This is a genomic window from Mesorhizobium sp. WSM4845 (genome assembly GCF_055811455.1).
Genome location: NZ_JBVVQA010000043.1, coordinates 13,340 through 30,569, shown reverse-complemented (window position 1 = coordinate 30,569; position 17,230 = coordinate 13,340). Strand labels below are relative to the sequence as shown.

Here is a 17,230-nt window from a genome sequence, read left to right as displayed (position 1 = left end):
GCTCCCATGAATGCTCAATCAACCGTCACGACGATCTTGCCGAATTGCTCGTTCGACTCGAGAAAGCGATGCGCTTCGACGATCTGCTCGAACGAAAAGGTTTTGGCGATTACCGGCTTTAGCGAACCCGACATCAATCCGTCGAGGATGAACGCCTTGGCAGCTTCCAACTTCACCGGATCGCCAGTGATCTCGTGGACGAGATAGCCGCGCAGCGTCAGCGTCTTGGCCAGCACATCGAACAGCGGGAACGGCGTTGGCTCGGGGCTCAAGCCGCCATATTCGATGAGAATGCCACCCCGTGCCATCGCCGCCGTCAGAGGTTCGAAAATCGGGCCGCCGACTGCGTCGAAAACCACTCGGATGTTGTCCGGACTGGCGATTTCCTTCAGCCGGGCTTCCAGATCTTCGTCCGCTGAAGCGACGACATGGGCCGCCCCGAACTTGAGCAGGGCCTCTCTCTTGACAGATGTCCGCGTCACCGCGATCGCGGTCGCACCAACGATGTTGGCAATCTGGATCGCGGCAAGTCCGACACTGCTCGATGCCGCGGTAATGACGACGAAGTCGTCTCTGCTGAGCTTGGCAATGTCGATCAGTGCGCCATAGGCGGTGAGATATTGCATCCAGACGGCTGCCGCCTCTTCCCAGGTAAGCGATGGCGGGTGCTTGACCACGAGATGGGCGGGATATGTGGCGATCTCACCATAGGCGGGCCAGCGGGCCATCGATAATGGCGGCACGACGCTGACGGCGTCACCTGGCGCAAAACCGTGCACGGCTTCGCCGACCGCTTCGACGACACCCGCTGCCTCAAGGCCAAGACCGGAAGGCAACCGCGGCGTCTGGATATAAGTGCCCGAACGCAGCAGCGCCTCGGCCCGGTTGAGACCCAATGCCTTGACCCGGATATGAATCTCGCCGCGACCGAGCGCGGGAATATCGAGATTCTCGATGCGCAGAACCTCGGGACCACCATGCTCATGAAAGCGAACAACACGTGCCATGCGGCCATAACTCCAAAATATTTGAACCGAATACGCTATGCCATCGGCCTTCCGGCAGATAAATGCTTGCTTTGGCAAGACAGTAGAAACTGGGAGTTTTGAATATGGATCGCCTTACGAGCATGGCCGTGTTCGTCAAAACCGTCGATCTTGGCTCGTTGGCGGCGACTGCTGCCGCACTCGATCTGTCCGGACCGATGGTCGGCAAGCATGTCCGGTTTCTCGAGGAGCGTCTGGGTGTGCGCCTCATCAACCGGACCACACGCCGCCAGAGCCTGACCGACTTCGGGCGCGCTTACTATGAGCGCTGCCGGATGGTACTCGCTGAAGCCGAAGCTGCGGATGCACTGGCGGCCGATCAACTTTCCGAACCACGCGGAAAGCTGCGCGTCATCATGCCCGTGCACTTCGGCCGGCGCTGCGTTGCCCCGATCCTGCTGGAACTCGCGCAGCGATATCCCGCTCTGGAACTCGACCTGACTTTCAGCGATCCCATCGCCGATCTTGCAGAGGATGGCTGCGATCTTGCCATCCGGACCGGCAATCTGGAGGATCAGGCCGGCGTGATGGCGCGTCGCGTCGCGCGCCAGCGCATGGTCGTCTGCGCGTCGCCATCCTATCTCGAGATGCACGGGCAGCCACGGCGGGTAGAGGATCTCGGCAGCCACCAGACCATCATCTACCGCCGTTCGGGCCGTGTCGTTCAACCGTGGCTGTTTCCGCGTGATGGCCAGCGTGCGCTGGAGGTCATGCCGGTCAGCCGGCTGCGGCTCGACGACCTCGCTGCGATCGCCGATGCTGCGGCAGCCGGCATGGGGCTCGCCTGGCTGCCACACTGGCTGGTCCGTGAGCGCATTCAGGCCGGCGCACTTGTCGTGCTGTTGCCGGAACAGCCGGGATTTCTTTACGACGCCTATGCGCTCTGGCTGCAGACGCCTCACTTGCCGCTGAAGGTCCGCCTTGCCGTCGACGCGCTGGCAGCGGCACTGCCCAGGCTGATGACGTGAAATGCAGGAGCACGGTGAGCGGCGCGGATTCCTGAATTCGCCCCTCCCGCTTGGGCGACGAATCCGCGTATAATACCCCATGCCCATTCGCCAGCTATCCGAAACGATGATCAACCAGATCGCCGCCGGCGAAGTCATCGAGCGTCCGGCAAGCGTGGTCAAGGAACTGGTCGAGAACGCACTCGATGCCGGCGCTGCGAGAATAGAGATCGTCACCGCCGGCGGTGGGCTGAACCTGATCCGCGTCACCGACGATGGCTCAGGCATCCCGGAAAAGGAACTGCCGCTGGCGATCGCACGCCATTGCACCTCGAAGCTCGCCGATGACATTCACGACATCCACTCGCTCGGCTTTCGCGGCGAAGCGCTGCCGTCGATCGGCTCGGTGGCGCGGCTGTCGATCCGCTCGCGCACCGCCAACGGCGACAGCGCCGCCGAGATCGGCATCGAAGGCGGCCGCGTATCTGCCGTCAAGCCGGCGGCCGCCAATCGCGGCACCACGGTCGAGGTGCGCGACCTGTTTTTCGCCACGCCGGCGCGGCTCAAATTCATGAAGGGCGAGCGCGCCGAAAGCTCGGCGACCAGCGACGTGATCAAGCGTATCGCGATCGCTTTCCCGGCCGTGCGCTTCACGCTGGCCGGCTCCGACCGCTCGACGCTGGAACTGCCGGCGACCGACGACAGCCCGGAAGGCCGGCTGCGCCGCGTCGCGCAGGTGATGGGCGCCGACTTTCCGCCCAACGCGATCGCTATCGACGCCATGCGCGACGGTGTGCATCTTGCCGGCCACGTTTCGATCCCGTCGTTCAGCCGCGCCAACGCGCTGCAGCAATACGCCTATGTCAACGGCCGGCCGGTGCGCGACAAGCTGATTGCCGGCGCTATCCGTGGCGCCTTCGCCGACGTGCTGCCGCGCGACCGCCATGCGGTGACGGTGCTGTTCCTGACGCTCGATCCGGCCATCGTCGACGTCAATGTCCACCCGGCCAAGGCCGACGTCCGCTTTCGCGATCCGGGGCTGGTGCGCGGGCTGATCGTCGGCGCCATTCGCGAGGCGCTGGCCAATGCCGGCATCCGTGCCGCCACATCAGGGGCGGCCGGCATGATGGCGGCATTCCGGCCAGGCGCAGCATCCTATGCGCATCCAGGACCGGCCAACGGCCATCGCAGCTACGAAGCGGCCTACCGGGCCTCCGGCTTCGCCGGTTTCGATCCTTCCCGCTCGTCGCAACGGCCGCTGGATGCAGGATTTGCAAATGGCGGCTTCAGCGAAAACGATCAGGCGGCGTTCGCTGCCGGTTCGCTTCACAGCGCCGACGCGCGCGCCGGACAAGACGAAGCGGCGGAGACGCTGCTCGGCATGGCGCTGGGTGCCGCACGGGCGCAGGTGCACGAGAACTACATCGTCGCGCAGACCAGGGATTCGCTCGTTATCGTCGACCAGCATGCGGCGCATGAGCGGCTGGTATACGAGGCACTGAAGAACGCATTGCATTCGCGCGCCGTGCCGTCGCAGATGCTGCTTTTGCCCGAGATCGTCGATCTGCCGGAAGAGGATGCAGAACGGCTCGCGTTGCATTCCGAAACACTGGCCCGCTTCGGCCTCGCCGTCGAGCGCTTCGGCCCGGGTGCGGTCGCGGTGCGCGAGACGCCGTCGATGCTCGGCGAAACCAATGTCCAGCAGCTGGTGCGCGACCTTGCCGACGAGATCGCCGACAACGACACCGTCGACACGCTGAAAGAGCGGCTGGACAGGATAGCCGCGACCATGGCCTGCCACGGCTCGGTGCGTTCCGGCCGCCTGCTCAAGCCGGAAGAGATGAACGCACTGCTGCGCCAGATGGAGGCGACGCCCGGGTCCGGCACCTGCAACCACGGCCGCCCGACCTATATCGAGCTCAGGCTCGCCGACATTGAGCGACTGTTCGGGCGGCGGTGAAGGGACTGAGCTTTTCAGTTGTAACGGCGTAGCCCCCTCTCCGGCCGCTTCGCGGCCACCTCCCCATTAAAATGGGGGCGAGGAAACACCAATCGCCAAGGCCGCGACCCCAGAAAACTTGGGTTCCTCGCCCCACGAAGTGGGGAGAGGTGGTTTGCGAAGCAAACCGGAGAGGGGAAATCATAAAGAGCCGTTCGAAACAGCTGTCTATGATTCAAGCAAACCTCCAACCCTCTGATTCACCGCTTCAAATTCACCACGACCACGCCGCCGAGCGCCAGCGCGCCACCGAGAATGCCGAGCAGCGTCGGCACCTCGCCCAGCCAGAAGAAGCCGATCAGCGTCGCCACCGGCGAAACCAGATAAAGGAAGTTCGAGGCGCGCGCCGCCGGCAGCCGGGAAAGTGCTGTCGCCCAGGCGGCATAGGCGATGAGGCTTGGCACGATGCCGAGAAAGACGACGGCGCCGAGACCGGCGGTATCGGCAACTGCCGCCTGCGCCAGGCCGTTCGGCAGGAAGGGCAGCAGACAGAGCGCGCCGAGCAGCATGTTCGAGGCCGAAATGGTCAGTGGATGATGGCGGGCAAACAGCGGCTTTTGCACGATGGTGTTGACCGCCGAGCACAGCGCCGAGCCGAGGACCAGCAGCGCGCCATTGTTGAAATGCAACCCTTGCCCCTCGCCCATGGCGATGATGCCGATGCCGGCGAAGGACAGGAATGTGCCGGCCCAGGCCAGGCCCGAGAAGCGTTCGCCAAGCAGCGCCATCGCCATGATCGCGGTGAAGATCGGGCTGACATTAATGATGAAGCCGGCGGCACCCGCCGAGACGGTCAGCTCGCCGAAATTGAGCATTACCGTGTACAGCGCAACGAAGACGGCGCCGCCGAAGGCAAAGCGCCATAATTCATCGAGCCGGGGCAGCGCCGGCCGCTTGACGGCGAGGAAGATCGCCGCCGGCACCGCCGCGATGGCGAAGCGCAGCGCGCCAAGCTCCAGCGGCCCGAAAGCGACGAGGCCGGCACGGATCGCCGGAAAGGCGGAGGCCCAGCCGACCACTGTCAACGCCACCGCAATGGCCGCCGTGGTGTCGATCCGCTGTGTCGTATTCAACGTGCCGGTACAAGCGTTCATTTCATTATTCCCGCGTTTCATGCTCTCAACATACAAAGCGCCTTTCCCGATCGGTTGACAAACGACCAAATCGAGGGTCAGCTGTGACTATGGATCACAGCTCAGACGCGATGCTGCCGCTCGAAACCCTGCGCGCCTTCGACGCCGCGGCACGGACGGGTAGCTTTTCGGCCGCTGCCGAAAAACTCAACCTCACCCATGGCGCCGTCAGCCGGCAGATCGCCAAGCTGGAGGACTGGCTCGGGCTGAAAGTGTTCGATCGCGGCGCGCGAGGTGTCTCGCTGACGATCGAAGGCAACCGCCTGCATCTGCGCACCACTGAGGCCTTCGCGCTGATATCGAGCAATTCGGACCGCTGGATCGAGCCGCGCGGCACCGCCGTGGTGCGGCTGACCTCGATTCCCTCGGTCAGCGGGCTGTGGCTGATGCCGCGCATGGCGGCGCTGGAAAACAATCCGTCCAGGCTGCGCATCGTGCTCGACGTCGATATCCGCCAGGCGGACCTTGCCGACGAGGGCATCGATCTGTCGATCCGCTGCGGACGCGGCCGCATCCCCGGCCGCGTCTCGCTGCAGCTGTTCGAGGAACATGTGTTTCCGGTCGCCTCGCCGGACCTCGCCCGCGAGATCGGCCGAGGCGACCCTGCCCGGCTGCTCAAATTCCCGCTGATCAACGATTCCGACGCCTCGGCCTGGCGTGCCTGGTTTGCCGCACAGGACATCGATTACCGCCCGCGTCCGCAGGATCGCCGTTTCGAGGACTACAATCTGGTGCTCGGCGCCGCCGCCCATGGTCTCGGCATCGCGCTGGCGCGGCCGCCGATGACCGAGGATCAACTGAAGTCTGGCCGTATCATCGCGGCCGACGAGCGCGTCGTCCTCAGCCCGATATCCTACTGGCTCGACCGGCCTATCGGGCGCCCGCGCGCCGCCGCAGCCGAGCTTGCCCGGCGCATCGCGGCCCAAGCCGGGCTGGCGGCGGAAAAGATCGAGGATTTCATCGCAGCCGAGCAGTAGGATGCGGGGCATCCACTTTGCCGGCCTGCTCGGCTGGTTGCCGTTCGAAACGAAGCCGACTGAAGCCAATCTTGCCTCGTTCGGAGCTTGACCTTGCCGGCATTTTGTGGCGATGACATCGTCATGAACCTTGGCTCCATGTCATGATGAATCGCTTTGAAGGCCCCGGCGGCAAGGAAGCCCGTATCCGCTACCTGGACGGCGACTTCCAGGTGACCAGCCCCGGCGCCTTCGTGCGCTGTGCGGTCACCGGCGAAAGCATCCCGCTCGATGAGCTCAAATACTGGAGCGTCGCCAGGCAGGAGCCCTATGTGAGTGCCGCGGCCTCGCTGCGCCGCGAGATCGAGGCACATCCCGAACTGCGCAGCCGACGTTAGTCCGACGCAGATGAAAGCCGTTCTGTAGCGATCCTGTCCCGCCGGCGTCTCCGCAAATGTTCGACGGCCGCGGCGCTCGAAGGTTCCCTGGATCAGCCCTGCAGCTTGCGCTGCCGCCAGGCATCCAGCGTCTCGACGATGATGCGTTCGGGCACGTGGTCGGGATCGAACACGGTGTCGATCTCCAGCACATCGAGCTGTCCGAGAAAATCGGCCGACACGGCATCGTGGCGTAGCCGGGCGGCGTCCTTGGCGGTGGTGATGAGGCCAAGTCCGGCACCTCGCGCTGTCGTTGCCAGTTCGGCCAGTTCGTCCTTGCCATAGAAATGATGGTCAGGAAACGACCGGGCCAGCGCAACCTCGCCGCCGGCCTGACGGACCGTGTCGAAGAATTTGTCGGGATGGCCGATGCCGGCAAACGCCAGATATCGCTTGCCGGCCAGCCCCGCCTTGCTGGTTGGCCGCGTATGCGCCTCGAAGATCGGCCGGCCGGCGCGCGCCGCCTGGCGAACGACGGCATCGGCAGCAAGGCCCTCGCCCATTTTCAACAGCGCGCTGGTGAAAACCAGTTGGTCGACGATACCAGCCCTGAGCGGACCGCCGGGAATGACGCGGCCGTTGCCGACGCCGTAGCGTGCGTCGACGACGACCAGCGCATAGTCGATGTGGATGCGCGCGCTCTGGAAACCGTCATCCATGATCAGGAAATCACAGCCATGCTTTTCCAGCAGGAGGCGTGCGCCGGCGGCACGGTTCGGCGTCACTGCGACCGGCGCATGCGCAGCCAAAAGCAGCGGCTCATCGCCGACATGCTTGGCGGCGTCATGATGCGGATCGACGACATGCGGCCGCGCGAAGGAGCCGCCATGGCCGCGCGACAGGAAACCTGGATTGAGCTGCATGCGCCTGGCTTGCCGGGCCAGCGCGATCGCCACCGGCGTCTTGCCGGTGCCGCCGACGGTGAAGTTGCCGACGCAAAGCACCGGCGCCTCGATCTTCTCGCGGGCCGCTGAGCGCATGCGGCGACCGGCAACCAGCGCATAGACCGCCGACAGCGGCGCCAGCGCCAGCGCCCGCCAGTCCGGTTCTTCCCACCAAAAGGGGGGCGCTTCGCTGGCCATCTTAACGGCCGTTGGCGCCCTTGAGGCGCGATTTGACGACCAAAGGCTGAATGTAGGGTTCGAGCGACTTCAAGGTGAGCGCCAGCGCGCCGCGCATCTCTTCGACAGTCGCCGCACCGGCGGCCATCATCTCGTGGCGAGCCACCTCGTTGGTCAAAAGGAAATTGACGGCGCCGGCCAGCATGTCGCGGTCGCGCACCAGCTTGGCGCCGCCGCTGTCGAGCAGGCGCTGATAGGTCTCGCGAAAATTCTGGACGTTGCGGCCGGCCAGCACCGCCGTGTCGAGCATGGCCGGCTCCAGCGGGTTCTGGCCGCCCTCCGAGGTGAGCGACCGGCCAACGAAGGCGATCTCTGTCAGCCGGAGATAAAGCCCCATCTCGCCCATCGTGTCGCCGAGCAGAATGTCCGTATCGGCGATGATCCGGTCGCCCTTGCTACGCCGAGCGAGTTTCAGGCCCATGCCGGAAATCTGCGCGGCAAGCGCTTCGGCGCGATCGGGATGGCGCGGCACGACGATGGTCAAAAGACCGTGGTGCCGCTTGTGCAGCATCGCGTGAACCTCGGCGGCGACCGCCTCCTCGCCGTCATGGGTCGAGATCGCCGCCCAGGTCGGGCGGGCGCCGATCTGGCGCTTCAGCGTGTACAGCGCTCTTTCATCGGCCGGCGGCGGCGTGGTGTCGACCTTGAGATTGCCGGATACGGTGACCGGCCGGGCGCCGAGCGAGAGGAAGCGCTCGCCGTCGACATCCGACTGGGCGACAACATGGGCGAGATTCTCGAACAGCGCCTCGGCGATGTTGGCGCGCTTCTTCCAGGATTTGTACGAACGGTCCGACAGCCTGCCATTGACCAGCACCTGCGGCACACGGCGTGCGCCGAGCTCGAGGATGGTCATCGGCCAGATCTCCGATTCGGCGATGATCGCCAGATCCGGCCGCCAATGGTCGAGGAAGCGGCTGACCGCCGGCTTGAGGTCGAGCGGCACGTATTGGTGGATGATGCGGTCGCCGAGCCGTTCCTCGGCAACCTGAGCGGAGGTGACGGTCCCCGTCGTCAGCACGATGTTGACGCCGTAGTCGAGGATGCTCTCGACCAGCGGCACGACGGCGATCGTCTCGCCGACGCTCGCCGCGTGGATCCAGATCAGCGGCCCTTCGGGGCGCTCGCGCCCGGCGATGCCATAGCGCTCGCGCCGGCGAATTCGGTCCTCCTTGCCTCTGGAGGTGCGCCAGGCGACATAGGGCCCGACCAGGGGATAGGCGGCTGCGCCTGCGAAACGATACGCCGTCAGGAAAGTGCGCGCCCAGCGCTCGCTCATTTTGGGCCATCCACGAGGCGGTAGGCCTCGGCGGTCGCGGCGTTGAGCGCGGCCGTGACCTCCTGGCGCTTGCGTTCCATTTCAGCCTCGTCGGCATTGGCCGGAACGAACACCGGCGCTCCAAGCACGATCGAGGAGCGGCCGAACGGCAGATTGATCGTGGTCTTGTCCCAGCTGCGCTCCAGCACCTTGCGGCGGCTGGTGGCGATGGCGGCGGGCAGGATCGGCCGGCCCGAAAGCCGCGCCAGGAGAACGATGCCAAGCCCGGCGTCGCGCGGCGTGCCATGCGGAATGTCAGCGATCATGGCGACGTTCTTGCCGGTGGCGAGTGACTTTTTCAGGGCGATCAGCGCTTTGGCGCCGCCCTTGTCGCGACGCTTCGAGCCTTCGCGTCCACCCGAGCCGCGCACCGCCTCGATCCCGAATTTCTCGATCATCAGTGCGTTGAGCTCGGCATCGGCACTACGCGACACCATGGCGACTACTGGCCGTCCCCCGGGATAGTAGGCCGGAGTCAGAAGATGCTGGCCGTGCCACAGCGCGATGATGGCGGGTTCGAACTGCGAGTAGGCGCCGCCCGACATCTGCGCCGATCCGTCGACAGCACGATTGGTCAGGCGGACGAGGCGAACGAACTGCGCAAACAGGCTGGCGATGGCGTTCTTGACGAATCGCGATTGCGCCAGCGGTTCGCGTATCTTGCGCCAGAATGTCTTCGGGGTGCCACCGCGGCGCCGCCTTGCCGCGGACCTCGTGGCCGGCCCTTTCACGCCTTCATGATCCATCCATGTCAACCGGCAGGCTTGTTTTCGGGGTCGAGCAACCGGTGCAGGTGAACGACGAAATAACGCATGTGGGCATTGTCCACGCTGGCTTGGGCCTTGGCTTTCCACGCCGTTTGCGCGGATTGATAATCCGGATAGATGCCGACTATATCGAGCGTCTCGAGATCACGGAATTCTGTTCCGCCCAGCGTCTTCAGTTCGCCGCCGAACACCAGGTGCAAAAGCTGCTTCTTTCCGTCTTCCGCGGTCATGTCGGTCCTTCACATATCGTGAGTTTGTGACAGGTCTAGACCAAAGCCGCCGACTTTGGAACCATTGATGACATGTTCAATCGTCCAGCCCTGCGACGACGGCGGAGAGGACGGCGAGCAGTTCGCCGCTGCCGGCGACCAGCGCGCCGTGCTGGATCACTTCGCCGGCATAGCGCGGTGCGCGGCCCTTCTGGTCGAGCAACGCGCCGCCGGCCTCGCGCAGGATGAGATCCGCCGCGGCGATGTCCCAGTCATGTGCGCTGGGTTTGACGAAGGTCGCGTCGAGCCGGCCATTGGCGACCATCGCCAGCCGGTAGGCGAGCGAGGGAATATAGGGCACGCGGCTCAGCCGGCCCTGCCATTCCGCCGGCATCAGGGCGATCAATGGCTTCGGCCCGCCAATTTCGACCATCGCTGCCGGGCGGCGCACGGCAATGCGACGGCCATTCAGGAACGCCCCCTCACCTGGCAGCGCCCAATAGGTCTCCTCCGTGGCAGGACATTCGAGCACGCCGGCAAGCGTGCGGCCGTCCTCGACCACCGCGACGCTGACGCACCAGGAGCGCAGGCCTTCGAGGAAGCCGCGCGTGCCGTCGATCGGATCGACGACGAAGGTGCGGCGGGCGGCAAGCCTTGCCGGATCGTCGGCCGTCTCCTCCGACAGCCAGCCATAGTCCGGCCGCGCCGCAAGCAAGGTTTGGCGCAGATAGGCGTCGGCGGCGTGATCGGCCTCGCTCACCGGTGAGGTGCCGCCCTTCATCCACACTTGCGGATTGTTGCCGAAATAGCGCATGGCGATGGCGCCCGCCTCGCGGGCAGCGTCGCGCAGCAGCGGCAGATCCTCACGAGCCCCGGCGGCGGAGGCGACCTGGTCAAGCTCCGGCAAGGGTCATGCCTTCGATCAGCAGCGTTGGTGCGGCGGTGCCGAAATTGCGATCGAGATCGCTCGCCGGAACCATGTTGAGGAACATCGTCTTCAGGTTCGAGGCGATGGTCACTTCCGCAACCGGATAGGCGAGCTCGCCATTCTCGATCCAGAAGCCGGAAGCGCCGCGACTGTACTCGCCAGTCACCATGTCGACGCCCTGGCCGAACACCTCGGTGACGTAAAAACCTGATTTGAGCGACTTGATGAGGTCCTCGGGCGTCCGCTCGCCCGGCTCGATGGCAAGATTGGTCGATGACGGCGAGACCGAGGAGCCGTTGCGCGAGCCGCGCCCGTTGGTGGTCAGCCCCAATTCCCGCGCGACTGAGGTCGACAGGAACCAGTGGTTCAAAACGCCCTTCTCAACCATAAGCAGCTTTTCACCCTCGATGCCTTCGCCGTCGAACGGACGCGACGCCTGGCCACGGAGCCGGAGCGGCTCGTCGGTGACGGTGATCGCGGCCGCCGCCACCTGCTTGCCCATCATGTCGCGCAGAAAGCTGGTCTTGCGCGCGACGGAGGCGCCATTGATGGCGCCGGCGAGATGCCCGGCGATGCCGCGGGCGACGCGCGGGTCGAACACCACATCGACCGGCCCGGTCGCCGCCTTGCGCGCGCCGATGCGCCGCGCCGCGCGTTCACCTGCCTTGCGGCCGATGTCTTCGGGCGCGTCGAGATCGGAGAAATGCTGGCGCGAGGAGTATTCATAGTCGCGCTCCATGCCGGTGCCCTCGCCGGCGATGACGCTGGTCGAGCGCGAAAAGCGCGAGGCGACATAGTGGCCGACAAAGCCGTGCGAGGTGGCGAGCACCAGCCCGCCAAGCCCGGCGCTGGCGCCGCTGCCGGCCGAATTGGTAACGCCCTTGACGGCAAGGGCCGCTGCTTCCGCGGCCAGCGCCGCTTCCTTCAACTGGTCGGCCGAGACTTCCGTCGGATCGAACAGATCGAGGTCGCGCGGCTTCTTGACCAGCAAGGCCGGATCGGCGAGGCCCTGATAGGGATCTTCCGGCGAGACTTTCGCCATCGCCACGGCGCGCTCGGCTAGCGCTTTCGGGTCGGAGGCAGCGGTTGCCGAGACGCTCGCCACCCGCTTGCCGACGAAGACGCGCAGCGAGACATCCTCGCTCTCGGACGCCTCGGTGCCCTCGACCTTGCCAAGCCGCACCGACACGCCGGTCGAACGGCCGCGCACCGCAACCGCGTCGGCGGCGTCGGCGCCGGCCCGTTTGGCAGCCTCGACCAGGGCCGCGACCCGGTCGGTCAATTTCGCTGAGTCCAGCGTATCGGTCATGCGCATAGTCCTGTTTTTCCGCCTGACATAAGGGGCGGCCGCTCCGCACCATCTATTGTTCTGATGTGGCTTGTGCAATGGCAGAAGTGGCAAGCGGGGCAGATCGGCCAGCAGACACCCGGTTTTGGGCGGCATGATCGAAGCGGGTCCTCAAAGGTTGCTTCGCGGCGGTTTGGGAGGGGCGATAGCCCATTGACGCCGTGCTCCGACCACAAGTGGACGTTCGATTGCGGTAACGCCTATGTTCCTTTCCACGCATGATCGGCAGCTGGCCGAAACCGCTAAATTTAGCGATTTCTTGTATGTCCTTGGAACTTTGTAGCTTGCGTTCCATTTTCAACGGCATGCGAGACCCTGTGATCCAAAGCATCAGGACTGCGGTGAACGTGTCGCCGCCGCGGTACTCGCTGGTCCTTCCCATATACAATGAAGAACAGGTGCTGCCGCGACTGATCGAGCGGATCAGTTCGCTGATCGGCCGGCTGGACGGCGAGACTGAGGCGATCTTCGTCGATGACGGAAGCCTCGATGGGAGCGTCGAATACCTTCGCAACGTCGTCGCCGTCGAGCCGCGCTTCCGGCTGATCGAGCTTTCCCGCAATTTCGGCCATCAGGTCGCGATCACCGCCGGCATGGATGCGGCTGCGGGTGATGCCGTCATCGTCATGGATGCCGACCTGCAAGACCCGCCCGAGGTGGTCCTCGATCTGGTGGCAAAGTGGAAGGACGGCTTCGAGATCGTCTATGCCCGCCGTGTCAAGCGTGAGGGCGAATCCTGGTTCAAGCGCCTGACGGCGAGTCTCTTCTACCGCCTGCTGGAGAAGATGACGTCGGTCGACATCCCCCGCGACGTCGGCGATTTTCGCCTGGTCGGGCGCAAGGCTCTGGAAACCTTCAAGCAAATGCCCGAACACGACCGTTTCGTCAGGGGCATGTTCGCCTGGATGGGGTTCAAGCAGACAGCGGTGCCTTTCGAACGCCCGGCGCGGACCCTTGGCCAAACCAAATACCCATTCTGGAAGATGATGCACCTTGCCGTTCACGGCATCGTAAGCTTCTCCGAGAAGCCGCTGCGCATGGCGCTGTGGGGCGGATTGGCGATCTCCGCGCTTGCGGTGTTGTTCGGCATTTACGCCATCTTCGCCTGGATTTTTGAAACCGGCATCATTGCCGGCTGGACATCCACGGTGGTGATCGTGTCGCTGCTTTGCGGCATCAATCTTTTCATGACCGGCGTGGTCGGGCTCTATGTCGGCGGCATCCACGCCGAGGTGAAACGCCGTCCGCTTTACGTGATCGATCGGGTCGCCGGCTTCGACAAGGCGATGCGTGCCGCCAGTGAGAGCCGTCGACCGTTTCGAAAACCCAGGAACGGAGCCTCGGCTGATGGCCGAACTCTTCGACAGCTATAAATCGAATTATGGCGAGGCGGTCGCAGGATCCATCCGGTTTTCCGGACTCGGGCACGACTTCTTTCTGATCGCCAAGGCCGACCTGCTGCGGCGTCTCGCCGTCGAGCGTGGGCTTCGACAGGGCGGGGTGCGGGCACTGGATATCGGCTGCGGCGTCGGGTCGCTCCACCCTTATCTCGAAGGCGCGTTCGAGAGCCTGGATGGCTGCGACGTTTCGGAACAATCGATCCTGCGCGCCGGCCAGGACAATCCGTGTGTGAGCTACCGGGCCTGCACGACGCCGCGCCTGCCTTATGGCGACGGCGCGTTCGATCTGGCTTTCGCCAGTTGCGTCGTCCATCACGTTCCGCCCGCCTCCTGGCTCGATTTCTTCCGGGAAATGCGGCGCGTCGTGCGGCCGGGCGGCGTCGCCTGCATCATCGAGCACAACCCTTATAATCCGCTGACGCGTCTCGCGGTGTTGCGGTGTCCGTTCGACCAGGACGCGGTCCTGCTCAACGCCGCCAAAGCAAGATCGCTTTTTCAGGAGACGGGTTTTCAGGATATCCGATCCGAGCACTTCCTGCTGCTGCCGTCGGCCAGGTCCTTCGCCAGACGACTCGAGCGCCTGCTCGCGCCTCTGCCGCTCGGGGCTCAGTATGCGTGCAGCGCGCATGTCTGAGGACCGTTCGACTGCCGGTGCCGGGCTGAAGCTGCTGGCGCGCTTCGGGTTGGTCGGCATCGTCGCGACAATCCTGTATGCTGCCCTGGCTATCGGTTTGGTCGAATCGAAATGGATCGGCCTTTCGCCGGTCCAGGCGTCGCTCGCGGCTTATGCGGCGGCTGCCGTGTTTTCATATTTCGCCCATAAATCGGTAACCTTCATGTCGAATGGATCGCATCGATCGGAAGCTGGGCGTTTTCTCCTGCTGACGGCGACAGGCTTTGCCGTGGCTTACGCGGCGCCGGCGCTCTTGACGGCGAAACTCGGCCTGCCGCCGATCATTGCCATTCTGGTTACATGCCTGCTTGTTCCGGCGGTCAATCTTCTCATGCTCGACCGATGGGTTTTTGCGCAGCGAAGACCCGGCGAGCACAACGACCGCTCCACCTGATCCATGGTCTTCTGAGTTGGCCTCAGCCGAGGGCCTGGCTGGCCAGGGCAAAGATGCGTGCGTTCGTGGAACCCGGGATATTGCTTGCGCCCCGAAGCATGGCAACCGGCCCGCCCACATGGGCGAGCCCCAGTCCTTCGAGCCAGGGTGAAAGGCCGGCGTCTTCAGGAATGTCGATGCGCACGAAGCGGCCCTGCATTCCGCAGAGAATGAAGGCGATCAGGGCTCTCGCCTGATCGCGATCCTCCGCCACGACCGGTCCGACGACCTCGCCCCTGCCAAATGCCCTCACGGCCGCGAAGGCCGCGATGCCGTCCTCGTTGGTGATGGCCGCAAACCGTCCCTCGCCCGCCAAGGCGTTCATGAGCGCGGCACGATCCGCACCGAAGGCGGCGCGATCGAGCACGGTGAGTGTCGGAAGGTGCTCGGACCCGATCCATTCCACGGCCGGAGGCGCACTGACCTGCCCGACGGTGCCCTGGTGCTGCCGAACATCGTGCGTCGCGACAAAACCCAGCTTTTCATAGAGAGGCAGTCCGTCGGCCGTGGCGGTAAGGCGGCACTCGCGGTCGCCGGCCTGCTCGAGCGCGGTGGTGGTCAGCCGCCGTCCCAGCCCGCGACCACGCATTGCCTCATCGACGATGATGGTGTTGAGCGCTGCGCAGGTTCTTCCGAAAGGGGTCATGAAGGCGGTTCCCACCACCCTGCCGCCATCCAACGCGACCTGACCTTCGCTCAGGGACCAGATCATGGCCCAGTCTTCCTTCCGGTGCGGCCAGCCGGCCGCTCGCGACAGCGCCGTCGCTTCCTCAAGATGGCGCGCTTCAAAAGGTGCGAATGTGACGGACTGGGTGTTCATGAGCACCAGGACTGTTGGAGTGGGAAGGCTGACAGGACGATAAAACCGCCTCTTCCGCGCCACTCGCCGAATGCCGGCGATATTCGGTGCAAAATACCAAAATGCCGCTGCGGTCAGTGCATTCTGCGGCACCGGTCGCCGATACTGCGAGCTATCATTGATTGCCGAGGCCGCCATGTCCCCTTTAATCCACCACATCAGCAGCGATGAAACGCTGCCCAGGTCAGCGGACGTCGTGGTGATCGGCGGCGGGATTGTCGGCGCCAGCGCGGCCTATTCCCTGGCGCGGCGCGGCCTGTCGGTGGCGCTGATCGAAAAGGGCTATGTCGGCTGCGAACAGTCGAGCCGGAACTGGGGCTGGTGCCGCCGGCAGAACCGCGATGCACGTGAATTGCCGCTTGCCAATCTGGCGCTGCGGCTGTGGCAAGAGCTGACCGAAGAGATCGGGCACGACCTTGGCTTCCGCCGTTGCGGGCTCATCTATGCGACGGACGATCCAAAGCAGCTCGCCGAATGGGACAAGTGGCGCGCGGTTGCACGGCGGTTCGACGTCAAGACGCGGATGCTTACGGCCGAGGAGGCAACTGCCGCCGTTCCCGCGGCTGGCGGCCGCAAATGGCTGGGCGGCGTCCACGCGGCAGACGATGGCAAGGCCGAGCCCTGGCTGGCCGCCCCGCGGATCGCCGAGGGCGCCCGCAAGCGTGGCGCGACCATTCATCAGAACTGCGCGGCACGCGGCCTGGATATCACCAATGGGCAAGTGAGCGGCGTCGTCACCGAGAAAGGCCTGATCCGCACCAGCGCGGTGCTGTGCGCCGCCGGCGCCTGGGCTTCTGCTTTCCTGCGCATGCATGCGGTTTCGCTGCCGCAGGCCAGCGTCCGTCAGACCACCTTGCGGACCGGTCCGGCACCGGATCTTGGCGGGGCAATCTTTACCTCTGACGGTGCCCTGACGCGCCGGATCGATGGCAGCTACACGATAGCCGCCAGCGGCAGGGCGACGCTCGAGATCACGCCGCAGGGGATCCGCTATGCCCGACCGTTTCTGCCGATGTTCATCAAACGGCTGAAGACCGTCGAGATCGGCATCGGCCGCTCGTTCTTCGCAGGCCCGGAAACACTCGGTCGCTGGCGTCTCGACAGGCCGACCCCGTTTGAGCGCATCCGCGTCCTCGATCCCGCTCCGGACAAGCGGATGGCGGCAAGCATCATGACGCAGATCAAGGCCCTGTTCCCCGCCATTGCCGATGCCGGCATCGTGTCTTCCTGGGGCGGGTATATCGACTTCACACCGGACGCAGTGCCGGTGATTTCGGCGGTGGACAGCATCGGCGGAGCGTTCGTCGCCGCAGGCTGTTCCGGACACGGCTTCGGCGCCGGCCCCGGCATTGGCCGTCTGGCGGCGGATCTGGTCGCCGGTGACGCGGCAAGCGTCGATCCGACGCCATTCCGCCTGTCACGCTTCGCGGACAGATCCAAAATTGAAGTCGGCGCCTTCTGATGCAATTGACCGCAATGGCAACAGCAAAGGGCGCTGAGCGATCGTTACCTACGGGCTCAGGCGCGATCTGGACCGTTTGACGACCGCTCTCGCCGATGCGGTCGCCGCCGCCGCACCCTCTTCCGGCATCCAATACATACAGGCGCGCTTCAGGCACACAGCTTCACCGCGTCCACGACCGCCAGTTCGCGGCA

Annotated in this window: 17 protein-coding genes; 8 read left to right on the top strand and 9 right to left on the bottom strand. The window is 64.9% G+C overall.

Going from position 1 to position 17,230, the window contains the following annotated elements; translation table 11 throughout:
• Window positions 1-14 precede the first annotated feature (14 nt).
• On the bottom strand, window positions 15-1,007 hold the full coding sequence (locus AC0L2C_RS31080; RefSeq protein WP_473525211.1) for a zinc-dependent alcohol dehydrogenase family protein: 993 nt from the start codon (window positions 1,005-1,007) through the stop codon (window positions 15-17).
• Window positions 1,008-1,111: 104 nt separating this feature from the next.
• Between AC0L2C_RS31080 and AC0L2C_RS31075 the strand changes: the two genes are divergently transcribed.
• The gene (locus AC0L2C_RS31075) at window positions 1,112-2,014 is read left to right on the top strand and encodes a LysR substrate-binding domain-containing protein (RefSeq protein ID WP_473525210.1); all 903 of its coding nucleotides are present in this window, start codon (window positions 1,112-1,114) and stop codon (window positions 2,012-2,014) included.
• A 79-nt stretch (window positions 2,015-2,093) separates the two neighbouring features.
• On the top strand, window positions 2,094-3,953 hold the full coding sequence (mutL, locus tag AC0L2C_RS31070; RefSeq protein ID WP_473525209.1) for a DNA mismatch repair endonuclease MutL: 1,860 nt from the start codon (window positions 2,094-2,096) through the stop codon (window positions 3,951-3,953).
• 239 nt (window positions 3,954-4,192) lie between these two features.
• Here mutL and AC0L2C_RS31065 read toward each other — a convergent pair whose 3' ends face one another.
• Window positions 4,193-5,086 (bottom strand): DMT family transporter, encoded by an 894-nt coding sequence (locus AC0L2C_RS31065; protein WP_023802314.1) that lies wholly within the window; start codon window positions 5,084-5,086, stop codon window positions 4,193-4,195.
• Between the two features lie 89 nt (window positions 5,087-5,175).
• Here AC0L2C_RS31065 and AC0L2C_RS31060 point away from each other — a divergent pair, with 89 nt between their 5' ends.
• Complete coding sequence (locus tag AC0L2C_RS31060; RefSeq protein ID WP_473525208.1) at window positions 5,176-6,102, top strand: LysR substrate-binding domain-containing protein; 927 nt, start codon at window positions 5,176-5,178, stop codon at window positions 6,100-6,102.
• A 143-nt stretch (window positions 6,103-6,245) separates the two neighbouring features.
• Entirely contained in the window at window positions 6,246-6,479 is a 234-nt protein-coding gene (locus tag AC0L2C_RS31055; protein WP_027153867.1) for a DUF2093 domain-containing protein, read from the top strand.
• 92 nt (window positions 6,480-6,571) lie between these two features.
• Here the strand turns inward: AC0L2C_RS31055 and lpxK are convergent, their stop codons facing one another.
• The 6 genes from lpxK to AC0L2C_RS31025 all read right to left on the bottom strand — a co-directional run bounded on the left by lpxK (window position 6,572) and on the right by AC0L2C_RS31025 (window position 12,170).
• Window positions 6,572-7,600, bottom strand: coding sequence for a tetraacyldisaccharide 4'-kinase (lpxK, locus tag AC0L2C_RS31050; protein ID WP_473525207.1), 1,029 nt, complete (start codon window positions 7,598-7,600; stop codon window positions 6,572-6,574).
• Between the two features lies 1 nt (window position 7,601).
• Window positions 7,602-8,918: a lipid IV(A) 3-deoxy-D-manno-octulosonic acid transferase gene (waaA, locus tag AC0L2C_RS31045; protein ID WP_023802309.1), complete on the bottom strand. Its 1,317-nt coding sequence runs from the start codon at window positions 8,916-8,918 to the stop codon at window positions 7,602-7,604.
• The gene (locus tag AC0L2C_RS31040; RefSeq protein WP_128170771.1) at window positions 8,915-9,703 is read right to left on the bottom strand and encodes a lysophospholipid acyltransferase family protein; all 789 of its coding nucleotides are present in this window, start codon (window positions 9,701-9,703) and stop codon (window positions 8,915-8,917) included. The genes waaA and AC0L2C_RS31040 overlap by 4 nt, the downstream gene beginning before the upstream one ends.
• A gap of 5 nt (window positions 9,704-9,708) precedes the next feature.
• Window positions 9,709-9,954 (bottom strand): DUF4170 domain-containing protein, encoded by a 246-nt coding sequence (locus AC0L2C_RS31035; RefSeq protein ID WP_023802307.1) that lies wholly within the window; start codon window positions 9,952-9,954, stop codon window positions 9,709-9,711.
• A 76-nt stretch (window positions 9,955-10,030) separates the two neighbouring features.
• Complete coding sequence (locus AC0L2C_RS31030) at window positions 10,031-10,840, bottom strand: 3'(2'),5'-bisphosphate nucleotidase CysQ (RefSeq protein WP_128176847.1); 810 nt, start codon at window positions 10,838-10,840, stop codon at window positions 10,031-10,033.
• Window positions 10,827-12,170: a TldD/PmbA family protein gene (locus tag AC0L2C_RS31025; protein WP_027153862.1), complete on the bottom strand. Its 1,344-nt coding sequence runs from the start codon at window positions 12,168-12,170 to the stop codon at window positions 10,827-10,829. Before AC0L2C_RS31025 ends, AC0L2C_RS31030 begins: the two co-directional genes overlap by 14 nt.
• A gap of 356 nt (window positions 12,171-12,526) precedes the next feature.
• Here AC0L2C_RS31025 and AC0L2C_RS31020 point away from each other — a divergent pair, with 356 nt between their 5' ends.
• The 3 genes from AC0L2C_RS31020 to AC0L2C_RS31010 are packed head-to-tail and all read left to right on the top strand — an operon-like array spanning window position 12,527 to window position 14,676.
• On the top strand, window positions 12,527-13,582 hold the full coding sequence (locus AC0L2C_RS31020) for a glycosyltransferase family 2 protein (RefSeq protein WP_473525206.1): 1,056 nt from the start codon (window positions 12,527-12,529) through the stop codon (window positions 13,580-13,582).
• Window positions 13,557-14,243, top strand: coding sequence for a class I SAM-dependent methyltransferase (locus AC0L2C_RS31015; protein WP_473525205.1), 687 nt, complete (start codon window positions 13,557-13,559; stop codon window positions 14,241-14,243). Before AC0L2C_RS31020 ends, AC0L2C_RS31015 begins: the two co-directional genes overlap by 26 nt.
• On the top strand, window positions 14,236-14,676 hold the full coding sequence (locus AC0L2C_RS31010; protein ID WP_473525204.1) for a GtrA family protein: 441 nt from the start codon (window positions 14,236-14,238) through the stop codon (window positions 14,674-14,676). Before AC0L2C_RS31015 ends, AC0L2C_RS31010 begins: the two co-directional genes overlap by 8 nt.
• Window positions 14,677-14,698: 22 nt before the next feature.
• Here the strand turns inward: AC0L2C_RS31010 and AC0L2C_RS31005 are convergent, their stop codons facing one another.
• Window positions 14,699-15,535, bottom strand: a complete 837-nt coding sequence (locus AC0L2C_RS31005; RefSeq protein ID WP_473525203.1) for a GNAT family N-acetyltransferase — start codon at window positions 15,533-15,535, stop codon at window positions 14,699-14,701.
• Window positions 15,536-15,710: 175 nt separating this feature from the next.
• On the opposite strand from AC0L2C_RS31005, the gene AC0L2C_RS31000 reads away from it, so the two are divergent.
• Window positions 15,711-17,036, top strand: coding sequence for an NAD(P)/FAD-dependent oxidoreductase (locus AC0L2C_RS31000; RefSeq protein WP_473525202.1), 1,326 nt, complete (start codon window positions 15,711-15,713; stop codon window positions 17,034-17,036).
• The last annotated feature ends 194 nt before the right edge of the window (window positions 17,037-17,230 follow it).

Excerpts from the sequence above, each read along its gene's own strand:
- AC0L2C_RS31080 (WP_473525211.1), bottom strand. The coding sequence starts at position 1,007 with ATGGCACGTGTTGTTCGCTTTCATGAGCATGGTGGTCCCGAGGTTCTG.
- AC0L2C_RS31075 (WP_473525210.1), top strand. The coding sequence starts at position 1,112 with ATGGATCGCCTTACGAGCATGGCCGTGTTCGTCAAAACCGTCGATCTT.
- mutL (WP_473525209.1), top strand. The coding sequence starts at position 2,094 with ATGCCCATTCGCCAGCTATCCGAAACGATGATCAACCAGATCGCCGCC.
- AC0L2C_RS31065 (WP_023802314.1), bottom strand. The coding sequence starts at position 5,086 with ATGAACGCTTGTACCGGCACGTTGAATACGACACAGCGGATCGACACC.
- AC0L2C_RS31060 (WP_473525208.1), top strand. The coding sequence starts at position 5,176 with ATGGATCACAGCTCAGACGCGATGCTGCCGCTCGAAACCCTGCGCGCC.
- AC0L2C_RS31055 (WP_027153867.1), top strand. The coding sequence starts at position 6,246 with ATGATGAATCGCTTTGAAGGCCCCGGCGGCAAGGAAGCCCGTATCCGC.
- lpxK (WP_473525207.1), bottom strand. The coding sequence starts at position 7,600 with ATGGCCAGCGAAGCGCCCCCCTTTTGGTGGGAAGAACCGGACTGGCGG.
- waaA (WP_023802309.1), bottom strand. The coding sequence starts at position 8,918 with ATGAGCGAGCGCTGGGCGCGCACTTTCCTGACGGCGTATCGTTTCGCA.
- AC0L2C_RS31040 (WP_128170771.1), bottom strand. The coding sequence starts at position 9,703 with ATGGATCATGAAGGCGTGAAAGGGCCGGCCACGAGGTCCGCGGCAAGG.
- AC0L2C_RS31035 (WP_023802307.1), bottom strand. The coding sequence starts at position 9,954 with ATGACCGCGGAAGACGGAAAGAAGCAGCTTTTGCACCTGGTGTTCGGC.
- AC0L2C_RS31025 (WP_027153862.1), bottom strand. The coding sequence starts at position 12,170 with ATGACCGATACGCTGGACTCAGCGAAATTGACCGACCGGGTCGCGGCC.
- AC0L2C_RS31015 (WP_473525205.1), top strand. The coding sequence starts at position 13,557 with ATGGCCGAACTCTTCGACAGCTATAAATCGAATTATGGCGAGGCGGTC.
- AC0L2C_RS31010 (WP_473525204.1), top strand. The coding sequence starts at position 14,236 with ATGTCTGAGGACCGTTCGACTGCCGGTGCCGGGCTGAAGCTGCTGGCG.
- AC0L2C_RS31005 (WP_473525203.1), bottom strand. The coding sequence starts at position 15,535 with ATGAACACCCAGTCCGTCACATTCGCACCTTTTGAAGCGCGCCATCTT.
- AC0L2C_RS31000 (WP_473525202.1), top strand. The coding sequence starts at position 15,711 with ATGTCCCCTTTAATCCACCACATCAGCAGCGATGAAACGCTGCCCAGG.